The following is a 15,921-nucleotide window of genomic DNA, read 5'->3' as shown; positions in this document are numbered from 1 at the left end:
TTAAAAAAGATTCAACCAAAACTTCATTAACAGCAATCAGAATAAATATGAGATCCTCAATTCTACTACTTCTTATTCTTATATCATCACAAAAAATTTATGCTCAAAAAAGCATTGCTATTCTCCCCTACACACAAGAGAATGAATCTTTCTGTGATTCTTATTTTTTATATAACAATAGAGTAGTAGTACAAAGTATTGAAGAAGTGTTTCGATATAATGGCTTTAATGTCATTAATACTTATGCACCAATGATGGAAATTAAATCCAAAAACTCTTGCGATTTATCCAACAAAGAGTTGAGGCATTTACTATTAGGCGGGTGGCAAAATGTATATGTTGATGTTTCTTATAAATTCAATAAAACTATAGAAGGTAATTACTTAGATTTATACCTTTTAGTAAAAGATGCTACTTCTGGAAATACAACTGTAGCTTTCAAAAAGACATCATCAACTCGGTTTTCTTATGAACTCAAGTCTTTTGTTTCTGAAATAATGAATGCGTATTTTTCAACATTTTTAGAAGAATACAATTGGGCAAAATCAAGTGGTAAGAATATTGATTTGTCAACACTAAATATCCCTTCAATTGCTCCAGCAACTCCGAAGAAAACAACTTCGACGACTACGAATGAAGTAGTTGTTCCAATATCAAAAAGTAAAGAAGAAAAGACTGTGGACAACTACCCTTTAAGTGATGTCGACAAGGACATTCCTTCTTGGGATAAAGTAAATAAAGACGCCGTTGCTGTGATCATTGGTAATAAAAACTATAGACACAATGATGTTCCAAAAGTAGACTATGCAATCAATGACGCTAAAACTATGAAAGAATATCTTGTAAAGATGTATGGTTTCCAAGAGGGAAATATCATTTATTTAGAGGATGCTACACAGGCTGATTTCAATGCTGTTTTTGGTATTAAAGGTAATGGAAAAGGCAAGCTTTTTAATTATGTCAAACCCAATGCATCAGATGTCTTTGTTTACTACTCTGGCCATGGTGCTCCCAATCCCGAAACCCAACAAGGATATTTTGTCCCTGTGGATACAGATCCTTCTTTGATACAGTTTAATGGGTATGCACTTTCAACGTTCTATGAAAATTTGGGGCAAGTTCCCTACAAATCACTAACCGTGGTGATCGATGCCTGTTTCAGTGGCTCTTCTGATGGAGGAATGTTATTAAAGAGTATATCTCCAGTATTTATCAAAACAGAAAATAAAGTATTAAAAGATGATAATGCTGTAATTTTTAGTTCTGCTGCTTCAGAACAAGTATCGAGTTGGTATGATGAAAACTACCATTCCATGTTTACCTATTTCTTCCTTAAAGGACTCCAAGGAGCAGCAGATAAGAATAAAGATAAAAAGATTACGGTAGAAGAAATGAAAAACTATCTATCGAGTGAAGTTTCGTATATGGCGAGAAGGCTACACAACAGAACACAAACACCTGAAACTATAGGAAATCTCAATAAAACTCTATATTCAAATTGAATATTGTAATTTGTTGTTAACTTTTTTGATATTTTCCTAATGAACTCCCAATTTTGAGGACAATCATCCAAAAATAGAATTTAGGTAAATACCTTGTGGGCATTCTATTTTGTAGGATATAATATATTTTCAATAGTCTTCATTACTTTGGCGGGTAATGTCGACGATTAAATTGTGCGATGAGACAAAAATTATTAAGGGATGGAGCTAATGAACTTAGCTATGAAATCCGAGGAATTGTAAAAAAGGCTGACCTACTCAAAAAAGAAGGTAGAAGAATTTATTGGGAAAACATCGGTGATCCAATTCAGAAAAACGGTAGTATGCCGGAATGGATGCGAGAGATTATTGGTGGCCTGATCAATGAAAACGAAACTTTTGGGTACTGTCACTCTAAAGGTGTTCTTGAGACGAGAGAATACTTAGCAGAAAAAACAAATGAATTAAATGGTGTTCAAATTGATGCCAATGACATTCTCTTTTTTAATGGCCTAGGTGATGCCATTTCCAAATTATATCAGTTCTTGGTTCCTACATCAAGAATTATTGGTCCTTCACCAGCTTACTCAACACACTCATCCGCCGAAGCCGCCCACGCCAACACTACGCCTCTTACTTACAAGTTGGATCCAGAAAACAATTGGTATCCTGATATGGACGATTTGTATCTTAAGATCAAATACAATCCTAATATTGTAGGTATTCTAATTATCAACCCAGATAACCCAACAGGTATGGTTTATCCAAGGGAGATTCTAGATCGATTTGTCGAGATTGCTAAAGAATTCAATTTGTTCTTAGTATCCGATGAGATTTACGCAAATGTGACCTATAATGGTGCGAAAGCCATCACTTTGGCTGAATATATTGGAAATGTTCCTGGTATAGCTTTAAAAGGTATTTCTAAGGAATTTCCATGGCCAGGATCTCGATGTGGTTGGATGGAATATTATAACCGTTCAAGCGATCCACAATTCAATGCATTGTGCCAGACATTAGACAATGCTAAGATGATTGAGGTATGTTCTACAAAACTTCCTCAAATGGCTATCCCTAGAATAATGAAAGATCCTCGTTACCTTCCTTATCGAAAAGAAGCGAATGATGCAATTGGAAAGCGTGCTGAAATTATTGCTAGTCTATTGGGTGATTTACCTCAACTGACTTTTAATAAAACGTATGGTGCATTTTACAATACAATCATCTTCAAAAAAGGGATGTTGAAAGCAGGACAATCATTAAAAATTGATGATCCTAAAATTGCTGCAATGAGAGATGAATGGGTTCAAGAAGAAATGCCTTTTGATAAACAATTTGTTTACAACTTATTGGCTGCTAAAGGGGTTTGTGTTGTTCCTATATCTTCATTTTGTTCGGAATTAGAAGGATTCAGGGTAACTCTTCTTGAAGAGAATGAAGAGCTTCTAAAAGAGACATTCACACATATCAGAGAAGCTGTAATTGAGTATTGCAGTTAGTTTTGATGATGAATTTATAAAATAAAAAAGGCCTGAATCTTAGTAGATTCAGGCCTTTAATTTTATCGTCTTCTTCTGTTGCTCATTCTCTTTTTTAAAGAGTTGGGCATATCGTCTTTTTCTACGTCACCAAAAGGTAAGTTAATACCGAACCTTAAGTTAGCCGCTCTTGCTTTATCATATTGAATAGCAGCACTCAAAATATTATCAGATAACACATAAACTTGTAAACCTGGGAAGCCAACTGAAATCATACCACCAAGGTTAAAAGCATTGAATTTATCTGCTGTATAACTTAAGCCAAAGCCGAAGAATTTACCAAACTGCTTATCCGCAGAAAGTGTAAAACTTGGATAATATTCTCCTTCGTAAAACATTTGAGAGAATAATGCTCCAGCTGTAGCTCTATCCCAAAATTCATAGGTTGCCGCAAGGTTTACGATAGTTGGTAATGGTGTATTACCTGGTGCTTCGCCTGCTACATCAACAAAATTTAATGAATCTCCAATACTAGGAAATGGATTATCAGCATTACCATTGATTAAACTTACAGGATCCATACCATCATAATTGATAGAATCTAATGAAGCATTGTAATTATAGTTGGTATCGTCCTTCCAGAATATTGTACCTAAGTTCAACGCTGATGCTTCGAAAGATAGTTTATCACTAAACTGATAAGTAGCACCTAAGTCTATGGCAAAACCTACATTTTTAAATGTAGCAATATCTTCTGCAATATTGTCTCCATCGATAGTTACACTACCTTCTTCATCAACAATATCACCTAAGCCATTAGAAGCAAGTTCAATATTACCATTTAATACTAAAGGTAAGTTTGCTTCATCGTCTTGATAGATCTGACCATTCAATTTTGCATTGACATTATGTGAACCAAACAATACTTTAGCCGTCATACCCACTACTAATTTATCGTTGATTCTATAATTACCTCCAATCGCTACATCCATAAAACCAAAAACCTTAGCTACTGATTCTAATGGTTGCGGATTGCCTAATACTTCTTGAGAAGCAGGTCCTTTTAATACTGTATTGAACAATCCTTTTGAATAAGTTAGGTGTTCAATGTTAGTGTAATTCACTCTCAGGTTAACACCCCACTTATATTTTTGGAAATACAAGCCAAACACTTCTGAGTTTAACATCGACATTTGGCGGTTAGTATCTTCCAATTTATCTAACAAGCCATCGATATCTAAAATGGTCGAGTCATTGCTTCTGTAAGTAACATCATTCAAACTAACGCCATTGAAAACATTCAGTCCCATGTTAGTTACAGGAAATGCTACAGCCCACTTTGCTTCAGATTGTTTACCTGGATTAAGTTTTGTGTTTTGTGGCACACTATTCATGAAATACAATGTATTTATCTGCTGTGCCGAACTCCAATGTGCTAAAGCCATTAGAGAAAAAGTGAGTAATATATATTTTTTAAGTTTCATAGTTAATACTAGTGTAGTTTTAAAAAGATGGGATTAATTATCAGATTCAAAATTGATAGTACCGTTAAGTAGCATCCCCATCTTGATATCCATAGATTGTGAATTTGAAATAAAAACTGGCTCCGGTACTTCAGTATCTGGATTAGCATCTGCTTTCAATCCAAATGAAATATCCAAATAACCTGCATTCAATAGTGCTCGAACTTGTCCTTCATTCAAAGGCGTTTCGAGGTATTGTTCAGATTCACCAATCACTACACCATCACTATTTACTTCAGCTGATTGAATAAGGTTTGCACCTTCTACTCCACCATTTACAATGATTGAATCCGTTGCAATACCGAATTCAGATTCCTTCATGACAAATTTCAATGTACCATCGATTGGAATCCCATTGTTTACTTGTGAACGTAATACAGCTGTATTAATTTCTTCGATTTCTGAATTAAAATCTAAATCCAGATCTGAACCACTTGTAAAGTTCATACCTGTAAAGCCCATATAGATTGGGATTTTAGTAGAGAAAATTGCTGTTACTTTATCATTATTAGAGAAGAAAATTTCGTCTCCATTGTTGATCTCATAAGTTGCTGCACCCGTAAACCTAACAATAGTAGGTCTTTGACTTAAGATATTTCCTGCATCACACATGTATCGAAGTGTATTTGAAGGCTGCTCAAAATCTGTTGCAGGAACAACATCAATAATCTGAGAACAACTACTTACATTCCCAGTATCTGCAGCTGACTCTGTAAATGAAACAGGTATTTCATCACTTCCTACAATCGCTACAACACCTCCATTCTGTGCTTCTGATAAATCGAACTGTACCGCTGTACCTAGAGGATTATCAAAATCGAATGAAATTATTGGATCTCTAAATGTCAACTGTGCTCCTTCTGGGAAGATATCTGATAGATAATCTGTGTCGATATCTTCTATAGGGATATCAAACCCTGCATCCGCCATACCGTTAGGGAAGAATAGTTTTACTCTATCCGCTTCGTTATCGCTAGAAAATGTAATTCTAGAAAGATTACCACTTGCCACAGGAGTACCTGAAGAATTAGTTACATTCATTGTTACAGTAGGTGTTTCAGACATTTCAAATTCAACCCCAGTAAGGTCAATTTGAGCTAAACCGTTAACACCAGTTGCAGAAATACTAGACTGTCCGGTTGATGTTGTAATATTTGACAACACTAGGTTAAAAGTTTCATTTACTCCTAGGCTATTGTAACCAACCACCAAGTTACCACTCATATATCTAATATATGATACGGTCGCATCGGCAACATCATTGGTAAGTTCTATACAAGGAAGAACTGACGGTGTACAATCGCTTGCGTCTTTAGCAAACTGTAAAGTAACACCTTCTGCAGGAATTGGTACACTTCCTCCTAATCCGTCAATCGGATCTGGAAAGTCCACACTAAAAAAGTCGTCAGTACTACTACTTCCGAAAGCTTGAACAAGATCTTCAGTTGTTGCGATTTCTAAAGTATCCGCAAAACTAAAAGACATGGTGTCTCCATTAATAGTCACATCTTCCATTTGCTCTTCTGTTAGTAAATCAGAAAAGCCTAAACCCCCATTAAGAATTGGTATACCGATGGAATAATCTTCTATTGGTGGCACCACAATTTCATCAATTTCTGGTCCACAAGAAGTAGATAGCATCAAAGAAGTAATTAGAATAGCCGAAGAAAAACTACGGCTCGAGAGATTATTTTTTTTCATGTTTAAAAATAGTTCACATAGGTTTGTAGTTGCCTATTTAAAAAAACATCTTTTAATAGTTGATTTTGGTTCAACGACAGGAAAGATTCAAGATAGGGCAATATTGTTAAGCAAAGTTAATCTATTTTATGAAAACTCAAGATGTATCTATAAAAAAAATACAATTATCTGTATTATTTTTACAAGAGTTTATTTTTTGAAAGTAAATGACAAAAGTATAGTATTCCTAAATTTACTAGAGAATTCCTTTTACATTAATTTGATCTAAAAATCATGCTTAAAGCTTCTGATTATTACAATTATATTTCTTCGACATTACAGGATGTACAGTTTACATACCAACAAAAGCACCATAGAATTAAAGATTTACTAGAATGGTTATGTAAAGAAGAAACGAAAGGGGAAAAAATTCTTTTGTCTAGTTTATTTTCTAGAATTGCTTTCATTGGTCAAAAGCTAAAACTACCAAATGTTCTTACGTGGAGGTTACAAAAGGTTAGAATTAATGATAGACAATCTAGAAAATCTACAAAAACGATTACAAAACATGACGTGAGTTTTGCTGCTAGAGGAATAGCCGAAACCGTTAAAATTATTTACAAAGAAGATATACCTGAGGCATTAGATCAAGCACTTCCTCCCCTTCCTGATATTGAAGAATCTAGGAAGAATAAGGAGAATTATATTGATGAAATTCGTGTTGAGGTAATCAAAATAGATCATGATAATAAAATTCTTCATTGTATTGAAGATGATGATATCGAAAATGAGGCTCCCGTAAAAGTAAAATATGGTGTTCCCCATGTTAATGATGTGTACACTACTTTTATCTCAAAATTATGGGAAGGCGCCCAGTTACATTTGGTTACATCGAGACTTGACGAGGATACTATAATCCCATCACATTTTGTGTTAGAACCAGATTACCTTGTCGATGTAACTGCTGTTGCTGAATCTTTCAATATGCATCAAAGTATTCCATTAATGCATCTACTAAAAAAGTTCTCAACGACTCATACAAGCAAAGCCATGTTATTGGGTAATGTTGCCAACTTTTTTTTAGATGAAGCGATACATTCTGCATCAACAGATGAACTAAATTTCTTAGATGTTTTTACCAAAACTTTTAAATCAAATCCTCTAGATTATATCACTTTACCCGATTTACAAACGAAAGAAGGATTTACGGGATTTATGCGAGATGCAGAGTTTCAATTCAAAAATATCCTTCATACTGTTAATGATAACTTCATTCAGCAGAATATTGTAAGAGAAGGGTGTGTCATCGAACCATCATTTTATTCTCCAAAATATGGGTTACAAGGCCGATTAGATTTATTGCACATCGATCAGAAAAACAAGGAATATAAAATTGTCGAGCTAAAGTCTGGTACTGCCCCACAAGCTGGTTTAGGGAATTCTGGCTTATGGAAAAATCATTCCGTACAAACATTAATGTATCAGATGATACTCCAAGATGCATTTAATGCTGAACGTCAATCTATCTATCCATTTATTTTTTATTCCAAGGCCTTACAAGCTCCATTAAGGTATGATACTTATACCACTAAAATGGAGCAAGCTATTTTATATACCCGTAATGAAATGGTATTGAATGAGTTTCTTCTTGCTAAATCAGAAACTTTAAAGGACGTTGGGGAGGTTTTACAACAAATCAATGAGGTGACTTTTGCTACTGCCGCTAAGTTCACAAAAGAGGATGTGAATACATTTATCCGTAAGATGAAGGCTACTTCTCAACTAGAAAGGGCTTATTTATACTCATTTTGTAGCTTTATTGCCAAAGAGCATCAATTAGCAAAGGTAGGTGACACCATCTTTTCTCAGGGTACAGCTTCCTTATGGTTAGATGATTTTGATGCAAAGAAAGATAGCTTTAAAATCTTTTTTGATTTAGAAGTCATTGAAAATAATGTCAACGAACCAACTCCAGAACTAATTTTTAAGAGAACGAATGAAGACAATGCATTTGTGAATTTCAGAGTCGGTGATATCGTCACGATCTATCCAAGAAACAATAAAGAAAGTGTGGCAACCAAAGGGCAGATTAACCGTGGAACCATCACAATGATAACAAAAGACGCTGTTCACGTACAGTTAAGACATCGTCAACGTAATGCTGAAATTTTTGATACGGATACAAAATGGGCTTTGGAAGGAGATTTTATGGAAGCTTCTTTCAATGCGATGTATAGAGGAATTTTCAATTTTATTACTTGGGAAAATAAAGGAAAGAAAGACATTCTGTTGGGATTAAAGCCTCCTACTTATCCTGATAAAATGTATACACATTCAGAAGTTCTTGATTTGGCTCAGGATAAAAACTTAAATCAAACTGAGTTAAACACACTTTCAAAAGCAATATCTACAGAGGATTATTGCTTAGTTGTAGGCCCTCCAGGTACTGGCAAAACCTCTAGAATGCTAAAAAACCTTGCCCATATCCTTCATAAAACAGACTCAACTAGAAATATTTTATTTATTGCTTATACCAATAGGGCTGTAGATGAAATATGTGAAGCCTTAGATGAAGCCATTGAAACTCCTTTAGAAGACGGCAGAAAATTCTTAAGAATTGGATCTGAGCACAGCTGCTCACCTCAATGGAGAAACTCTCTATTGAATAAAATGGCAGAGGAATCGAACAATAGAAACAGCTTAAAAAAGGGTATTGATCAACATAGAATTTTTGTCACAACACTAGCATCTATTGCCGGTCGTTCCTCCCTATTTTCATTAAAGCAATTTGATATGGCAGTAATTGATGAAGCCTCTCAAATACTTGAGCCGCAACTAATGGAATTATTGACTAAAGTGAATCGATTTGTTCTTATTGGAGATCAGAAACAGCTTCCTGCCATCACTCAACAAGATCCTTCTTTATCAGAAATTAAATATGACAAACTGAAAGATATTCACCTTCGAGATAGAAGAACCGCTTATTTTGAGCGTATCTATTCCTTATGCCAAGAAAATAAATGGGATTGGGCTTATGACCGTTTAAGAAATCAAGGAAGGATGCATCAAGTATTAGGTAACTTTGCGAACGAACACTTCTACCAAGGCAATTTAACTACCGTTCCTCTTCCTTGGCAAAGTGATGAAATGGTTTGGGAACTCAAAGAAAAATATACTCCGTTAGAAAAACTTCTTTGCGAAAACAGGTTATTATTTTTCCCTACTGCTCAATTAGGATCTGAAACTTCAGACAAGATCAATATGGAAGAAGCAAGAAAAATTGCAAAAGTAGCTGCAGCAACTAAAAAGAGATATTTAGAGCAAAAAGGGTACTTTGATATTGATAAAACTTTGGGAATTATTGCCCCTTACAGGAACCAAATTGCTGCCATTCGACAAGCTTTAGAAGAAGAAGGTATGAAAGAGGCCAACACCTTAAGTATTGACACTGTAGAACGATACCAAGGAAGTCAAAGAGAGGTAATTCTCATTTCTTTTTGTGCAAACACCCCTTTTCAGATGCAAAGTATGCTATCAATGACTGAGGATGGTAGTGTAGATCGTAAGCTAAATGTTGCAATAACTAGGGCAAAACAACAAATGTTCTTCTTTGGTTCTCCATCAATTTTATCTAGATCTTACATCCATCAAAACCTTATGGATTGGGTCAGAGAGCAAAAAGGTTGGATAGAAAATGATAAAGAGTTATTTTAGTAATTCCCATTCAATCAGCCTATGAAAGATTTTGATGAATCCTGCGAGTGTGCAAGAGATAATTTTTGCCGTTTCGTTCAAGGAAATAAAAAATATACCAATGAAGAAATGGACTACCTCATCCAGTGTAGTCTTGGAAAAGGAGTATCCAAAATTCTCAGAGTTGGATATGTTCTTGTTGTTTGGAGTTTTGTAGCGGTTTGGATCGACAACTTACTTTTTCCAGGAGCTTTAGGGTATTCTTTTTTTAAGGGAGAGTTTAGTTGGGTAACTATATCTCCATTACTTTTTCTTGTAGGCAATGCTACCTTAAAAGCACTATTTATTAAGTACAGACTTAAAGACCAGATTACTGTATTTGAAGCTTATTGGGCTTCCATACCTTATATTGGTTTTGCTTTTTTATTAAGGTCTCAATTTAAAAAGGATAAAATCTTATATGTGGCAGCAAAAGATTACTTCTTCTATCAGAAGAACTTAGTAAAAAAAGAAGTTAAAGCTTTCTTTGGTTTTAAAACTAAAGATGATGTTGGCTTAAATATCTAGTCTTTAATTATATTTTTTAGAAAAGAGTTACCCTCTAAAACATCATCACTCATTTCCTTGATCGTAGTGTTATGTAACATCTTCACTAACTCAGTTTTAATAGATTTATATTTTGAGTGCAATGGACATGGTTTTAGATCAGAGCATTCCTCAAAACCTAATCCACAAGATGTCATTAGCTGATCTCCATCAATGGCGTTTACTACCTGATATAAAGTAACTTCTTGCTGCTCTTCTTTCATGTAAAAACCGCCTCTTGGTCCTTTTACAGATTCAATCAACTCTTTTTTACTTAACTGTTGAAGTATTTTTAAAACAAATTGCTCAGGCATATCTGTCAGTTTTGCGACATCTTTACCTCCTATCTTATTCCCAATATTACTTTTCTGTGTCACAAGTATCAACGCTCTAATACCGTATGTACACGCTTTTGATAACATCATAATTGAAAAACGCTCTCTTATTTATAGCACTTAATTTACACCATATTTATCATATTTAGCCTTCTCACTTAAAATTTATTAAAGAAAAAGAATAAAAGACCTTTTTATCTTTTAAAGATCCTATCTATATTTGAATGTTCACAAAACATACAGCATTAGACAATGTGAAAAATAAATATCTCCTTACTTTCTACCAGGTTAAGATATTTTTATTTGTTTCGTTTTCTATCAGAGTTTCCACTCTATTACATATTTTTTTCGCAATCGTCTAGTGTTTTATTTAGATAAAATAGTAGAACAGTTAAGCTTTAAAGCCAGGCTTCTATGAGTTTGGCTTTTATGCTTATTCTGAAAGAAGTATCTCATGAAAAAACTCTATTCATTTTTCAAAAAATGGCACAAATACATTGGTATTGGGATATCCATTATTCTCATCTGGATGAGTATTTCTGGAATTCTTTTGAATCATAGTAATTGGATTGCAAATTATGGAGTTCCCACCAATTGGTTACCAGAGGATTATGTCCTAAAAAATTGGAATAGAGGTGGAATTAATGATGCTATTTTCGTCAATGAAAACCATATCTTTTTAGGTGGAAAGTTTGGTATATGGGAAAGTAAAGATGGAGGTAAAACCTTTCATTCTGCAATGAATAATGGTTTTACAACAGCTCCTTACTACCTAAAAACAAATGATCTATTATTCGATAAAAAACACAACATCTTATATGCTGCTACTTTTGAGGGAGTTTATAAATTAGACCTTTCTAATAATTTATGGACTGAGATCAAGACTCCTGAATCAACACTTCAACAATTTGTAAAACTCATCGTTGTGGAAGATACATTGTATGCCTTTTCACAATCCCATCTATATACAACTTTATTGGCTTCTTCTAAAAGTTTATCTCCAAAACATCTCCTAAAAGATAAAAGGGAGACTATGGATCTGATTCAATATACTTTTGCTCTTCATAGCGGTTGGTTATGGGGTTTTGGAGGGAGAGTATTTTATGATATCCTATCAGCAATACTGATTTTTTTAAGTATAAGTGCTCTATATATTACTTTCAGAAAGAAAAGAAAGCCTACCGATAAAACAGCGAAGAAGAAGGTTAACCAACGAATGGGATGGATGATTAAAAACCATACGGTTATTGGTGTCTATACAAGTTTATTTTTGCTAGTAATAGGTGGTACTGGTTTTTTCATGAGACCACCAGCATTGGTAGCTCTAGTTGATGGAAAAGTGCCGGTGAGTCTAGTACCAAATTATCTTTTAGAAAATCCCTGGTACCATAGTATTAGAAATGCTACTTACAATGCAGAAAATGATGAATTTATTCTCGATACAACTGAGGGAATTTATAAAGGTAAGAGGTCTTTAGAAAAACCATTTGTAAAAACAGAGTGGGCTGTAAATATTTTCGTGATGGGAGCTACTGTTTTTGAAAGCCTACCCAACCATCATTATTTAATTGGTTCTTTTTATGGTCTTTTCGACTATAAAGAAGGAGACAACTATTCTTATGACCTATTGTATGGTAACAAGACTCCTCATTATCAAACTATGAAAAGGCCTAGTGACTTTATGGTGATGTCTGCCTTTACATCTCCTAACGGAATACAATATATTTCAACTTTCCAACAGGGTTTATTGACATTAAATACACCAAATGAAGATAGCTTCTTTCCAATGCCAAAAGAACTACTCGACGGATACAAGATGCCTTTATGGAACTATATGTTTGAACTGCACAATGGACGTTTATTTAGTTTCATCTTGGGTAAAGTGGGAATCTTATTTATACCAATAGTTAGCTTGTTCTTTATATTTATTATTATCAGTGGAGTTTATGAATATGCTTATAGAAAAAGAAAGAAATTAAAATCTTTATATACAAAACGTCCTACTTCCAAACGGAAATAGGACGTAAACATTATACATAAGTGAGTTTGTTCTGGGTATCCTACCAAGTAGGATTAATATCTTATCATACCTTCGTATGTTCTACTCTGATTATTTGGTACTAACACGCCACGCATTTTAAGCTGTCCCGCACTGAAGACACCATTTATTGTTGCATTACAAAAGTTGCCAGATCCATCTAGATCATAAATAACTCTTGCTGTTAGTGTTGTTCCCATAATGTTGAAGGAAACTTTCGTTCTACCGGTCTTTTCATCCTTTTCTACTTTCCAGTCTGAAATTCGACCATCAACTGTTATACCTCCTACACCATTCCAACCAATTAAGTAAGCTGATCCAATTTGTAAAACTCCAACATCTCCTTCTACTTTTAGGAAGTTAATATTGGATTGTACGTTTACTGTTCGTCCTCTTCTATCATATAATTGATTGGCTTCTAATACAAACGACTGACTATCTATGGCCACAACCGCTGCATTATGTGCTATTTCTTCCAAAGCTTGACGCTCTGCTTTTTTCTGCTCTTTCGCTTTTTTCTTTTGTTCTTTTTTTAATGCCTTTAATTCTTTCTTGGTAAGTGTTGTATCCTCCTGAAAAGTATAAGCATTCGAAGCAAAAGAGAAACTTAATATCATTGCAATGAATAATATGATTTGACGATGGGTGATGTTGTTTTTCATATCGATAACCTTTTAATTATTCTTATTAAGATGACAATTAATAATACGTAGATGACAACTTAAAAAATGATAAATTGACCCTCGTTTCGTTAAGAAAATAATAATTTGAGTTTAAACAAGCACTTTCTTACCATAGATCAAAAAAATAAGGGTATAAGATAATTGAATTACCCTATACCCTTAATAATATTCTGAATTGCGGTTCTAGCCAATAAGTTCCGCAAGAGTTTTTACAGCCTGAGCTTTATTTTTTTCAGGTTGTGAACCTGCCTCTACTTCTAGTGTCTCTAAAAATGTTGAAACTTTACCAGCTATATCTTTGATATTTTCTTCTGGTAAATTCATTGTTTGTAACATAGTAAAAGCACCTTGCATCATCTGAACAATTTGTGCTTCGCTTTCTGCAGTATTTATTGCGTTCGCAAACTGCATTGCGATCATATTTTCATCCATGGTATAATAATTTAGATTACTCGCAAATGTACAAATGTTTTCTGAAGACAAAAAAGAGGAACAAAATACTGTTCCTCTTTTTTGTCTTCATATTATCATTTAATATTTTCTTGGAATTTTTGAACCAAAATCATAGTTGAGATCATTATCACTTGTGTAGATGTACACACCATCCTTTAATCTCATTTTCCCACCTATTCTAAAATAAGCGTATTCATCTTCGATTTTGATATATTTCTCTTCTTTTACTGTTAGACCATGATCTGAATAAGAATATATTGCTTTTATCAAATCATTTTCAATTGTTCCTACTAATGTCCCCTCTTTTCGGTCTGTTTCAGATACAACCCAGTCAAACGTTCCTTTAACTTCTTTTCCTGTGATGTCCAATTTTAAGATCATTGAATCCATAAACTGAATCATCTCACCACTTTCTACCTGTACTGGTTCGCTCATGATTATTTTTTCAAACACAAGATCGTGTTTAGTAGCATCAATCGCTTTTTTATCACATGAGTAAAGAAATAAGGTAGAAACTAAAGTCAAAATGTAGAATAAATTTCTACAAATCATATAATTAAAAGTTGGTTAAACATATAATAATCAACTAATTACAAGTCAACTATTATTAAATTGCGAGGCAAATCTATTACTTAGAATCCTTTTCGCATACATTTATACGTTAAAAGATGTTTAACGAACTGATTTAATTACAATTCATTAACTTCTGCCACTACAAAAGTGCTACCACCTATGAAAATCAAATCATTAGCATTCGCCTGATCTTTTGCTTTTACAATGGCTTGGTTAACATCGTCTACGCGAATTCCCTCCAAACCTAGTTTCTTAGCCTCTTCTTCTAGAATTTTGGCTTCCAATCCCCTTGGTACATTGGGTTTACAGTAATAGTAATATGCATTTGAAGGTAGTTTGGATAGCATATTGGGCAGATCTTTCTCTTTTACGACACCAAGAACGATATGTAGTTTTTCAAAAGTTTCTTCTGCAATTTGTCCTAAAACGAATTTCCATCCATCTTCATTGTGCCCAACATCTGTAATGACTTTAGGGGACTGTTGTAGTATTTGCCATCTACCTTTTAAACCTGTATTCTCAACTACTTTTTTTAACCCTAGCGAGATCTGATCAGAAGTAACCTTGAATAACTGATGGTCATTTAAAACCTTCATTAATGCAATTACACCAATTACATTATGGCGTTGATAATTACCTTTCACTCCAATTTCTACATCATGAAGATATTCTTTACCATCTTTCAGAAGGTTGTTTACATCCCATGAAAAATGATTTTCTGCAAAAATTAATGGTGCATTTTTTTCTTGAGCTACTTCTAAAAATATTGGAGAGGTTTCTACTTGTTTTTGACTGATAACTACGGGAGTCTCTGATTTAATAATCCCTGCCTTTTCTTTACTGATCTGTCTTAAAGTGGTCCCTAACATATCCATATGATCAAGACCAATATTGGTAATCAGACAAGCTTCTGGAGAAATTACATTGGTAGAGTCCAGTCGACCACCCAATCCTACTTCTATAACAGCAACGTCTACGTTTTCTTTTGCAAAATGATCAAAAGCCATCGCTACTGTTAATTCAAAAAATGAAGGTTGAACTTCTTCAATGATAGGTTTTATCTCCTCGACAAAATCAATCACTTTTTGCTCAGAGATATTTAAACCGTTTATTCTTATTCTTTCAGTGAAACTTTTTAAATGCGGAGAGGTATACAACCCTACTTTTAACCCACTTTCCTGTAAGATAGATGCTGTTAAATGAGATGAACTACCTTTACCATTAGTTCCTGCAACATGGATGGATTTAAATTTCTTTTCAGGATGACCTAATGCCTTACATAATGCAATAGTATTTGTTAAATCCTTTTTAAACGCACTTTTTCCTTCCCTTTGAAACATTGGAAGTTGTGCAAATAAAAAATCTAAAGTCTCTTGATATGTCATTGATATTATTCTTT

The 15,921-nt window shown here is 34.0% G+C and carries 12 protein-coding genes; 5 read left to right on the top strand and 7 right to left on the bottom strand.

Translation table 11 applies throughout. From position 1 onward, the window contains the following. Positions 1–47 precede the first annotated feature (47 nt). Together HGP29_RS03730 and HGP29_RS03725 are read left to right on the top strand one after the other, a co-directional pair. Entirely contained in the window at positions 48–1,502 is a 1,455-nt protein-coding gene (locus HGP29_RS03730) for a caspase family protein (protein ID WP_168881003.1), read from the top strand. Positions 1,503–1,681: 179 nt separating this feature from the next. Then, entirely contained in the window at positions 1,682–2,980 is a 1,299-nt protein-coding gene (locus HGP29_RS03725; protein ID WP_168881002.1) for a pyridoxal phosphate-dependent aminotransferase, read from the top strand. 62 nt (positions 2,981–3,042) lie between these two features. On the opposite strand, the gene HGP29_RS03720 is transcribed toward HGP29_RS03725, so the two are convergent. Continuing rightward, entirely contained in the window at positions 3,043–4,443 is a 1,401-nt protein-coding gene (locus HGP29_RS03720) for a DUF5723 family protein (RefSeq protein ID WP_168881001.1), read from the bottom strand. Positions 4,444–4,476: 33 nt separating this feature from the next. Next, positions 4,477–6,183 carry a hypothetical protein gene (locus HGP29_RS03715; protein ID WP_168881000.1) on the bottom strand — a complete coding sequence of 569 codons (1,707 nt, stop codon included), beginning with the start codon at positions 6,181–6,183 and terminating at the stop codon, positions 4,477–4,479. A gap of 273 nt (positions 6,184–6,456) precedes the next feature. Here HGP29_RS03715 and HGP29_RS03710 point away from each other — a divergent pair, with 273 nt between their 5' ends. Continuing rightward, positions 6,457–9,876 (top strand): AAA domain-containing protein, encoded by a 3,420-nt coding sequence (locus HGP29_RS03710; protein WP_168880999.1) that lies wholly within the window; start codon positions 6,457–6,459, stop codon positions 9,874–9,876. Positions 9,877–9,897: 21 nt separating this feature from the next. Then, positions 9,898–10,422, top strand: a complete 525-nt coding sequence (locus HGP29_RS03705) for a hypothetical protein (protein WP_168880998.1) — start codon at positions 9,898–9,900, stop codon at positions 10,420–10,422. Here the strand turns inward: HGP29_RS03705 and HGP29_RS03700 are convergent. Further along, positions 10,419–10,865: an RrF2 family transcriptional regulator gene (locus tag HGP29_RS03700; protein WP_235958251.1), complete on the bottom strand. Its 447-nt coding sequence runs from the start codon at positions 10,863–10,865 to the stop codon at positions 10,419–10,421. The two genes, HGP29_RS03705 and HGP29_RS03700, sit on opposite strands and share 4 nt — an antisense overlap. 364 nt (positions 10,866–11,229) lie before the next feature. Between HGP29_RS03700 and HGP29_RS03695 the strand changes: the two genes are divergently transcribed. After that, entirely contained in the window at positions 11,230–12,795 is a 1,566-nt protein-coding gene (locus tag HGP29_RS03695) for a PepSY-associated TM helix domain-containing protein (protein ID WP_168880997.1), read from the top strand. Positions 12,796–12,848: 53 nt separating this feature from the next. Here the strand turns inward: HGP29_RS03695 and HGP29_RS03690 are convergent, their stop codons facing one another. From HGP29_RS03690 to HGP29_RS03675, 4 genes are all read right to left on the bottom strand, one after another. Then, positions 12,849–13,475, bottom strand: a complete 627-nt coding sequence (locus tag HGP29_RS03690; protein WP_168880996.1) for a DUF4251 domain-containing protein — start codon at positions 13,473–13,475, stop codon at positions 12,849–12,851. 204 nt (positions 13,476–13,679) lie between these two features. Further along, entirely contained in the window at positions 13,680–13,928 is a 249-nt protein-coding gene (locus tag HGP29_RS03685) for a hypothetical protein (protein ID WP_168880995.1), read from the bottom strand. Positions 13,929–14,027: 99 nt separating this feature from the next. Next, complete coding sequence (locus HGP29_RS03680; protein ID WP_168880994.1) at positions 14,028–14,384, bottom strand: hypothetical protein; 357 nt, start codon at positions 14,382–14,384, stop codon at positions 14,028–14,030. A gap of 254 nt (positions 14,385–14,638) precedes the next feature. Beyond that, entirely contained in the window at positions 14,639–15,907 is a 1,269-nt protein-coding gene (locus HGP29_RS03675; RefSeq protein WP_168880993.1) for a bifunctional folylpolyglutamate synthase/dihydrofolate synthase, read from the bottom strand. Positions 15,908–15,921: the final 14 nt, after the last annotated feature.

This window comes from Flammeovirga agarivorans (assembly GCF_012641475.1).
Classification (GTDB): Bacteria; Bacteroidota; Bacteroidia; order Cytophagales; family Flammeovirgaceae; genus Flammeovirga; species Flammeovirga agarivorans.
The sequence above is the reverse complement of the archived record's forward strand: the minus strand, read 5'-3'. Positions and strand labels throughout refer to the sequence as shown.

Coding starts and splice junctions, on each gene's coding strand:
- HGP29_RS03730 (WP_168881003.1), top strand. CDS start 48: ATGAGATCCTCAATTCTACTACTTCTTATTCTTATATCATCACAAAAA.
- HGP29_RS03725 (WP_168881002.1), top strand. CDS start 1,682: ATGAGACAAAAATTATTAAGGGATGGAGCTAATGAACTTAGCTATGAA.
- HGP29_RS03720 (WP_168881001.1), bottom strand. CDS start 4,443: ATGAAACTTAAAAAATATATATTACTCACTTTTTCTCTAATGGCTTTA.
- HGP29_RS03715 (WP_168881000.1), bottom strand. CDS start 6,183: ATGAAAAAAAATAATCTCTCGAGCCGTAGTTTTTCTTCGGCTATTCTA.
- HGP29_RS03710 (WP_168880999.1), top strand. CDS start 6,457: ATGCTTAAAGCTTCTGATTATTACAATTATATTTCTTCGACATTACAG.
- HGP29_RS03705 (WP_168880998.1), top strand. CDS start 9,898: ATGAAAGATTTTGATGAATCCTGCGAGTGTGCAAGAGATAATTTTTGC.
- HGP29_RS03700 (WP_235958251.1), bottom strand. CDS start 10,865: ATGATGTTATCAAAAGCGTGTACATACGGTATTAGAGCGTTGATACTT.
- HGP29_RS03695 (WP_168880997.1), top strand. CDS start 11,230: ATGAAAAAACTCTATTCATTTTTCAAAAAATGGCACAAATACATTGGT.
- HGP29_RS03690 (WP_168880996.1), bottom strand. CDS start 13,475: ATGAAAAACAACATCACCCATCGTCAAATCATATTATTCATTGCAATG.
- HGP29_RS03685 (WP_168880995.1), bottom strand. CDS start 13,928: ATGGATGAAAATATGATCGCAATGCAGTTTGCGAACGCAATAAATACT.
- HGP29_RS03680 (WP_168880994.1), bottom strand. CDS start 14,384: ATGAGCGAACCAGTACAGGTAGAAAGTGGTGAGATGATTCAGTTTATG.
- HGP29_RS03675 (WP_168880993.1), bottom strand. CDS start 15,907: ATGACATATCAAGAGACTTTAGATTTTTTATTTGCACAACTTCCAATG.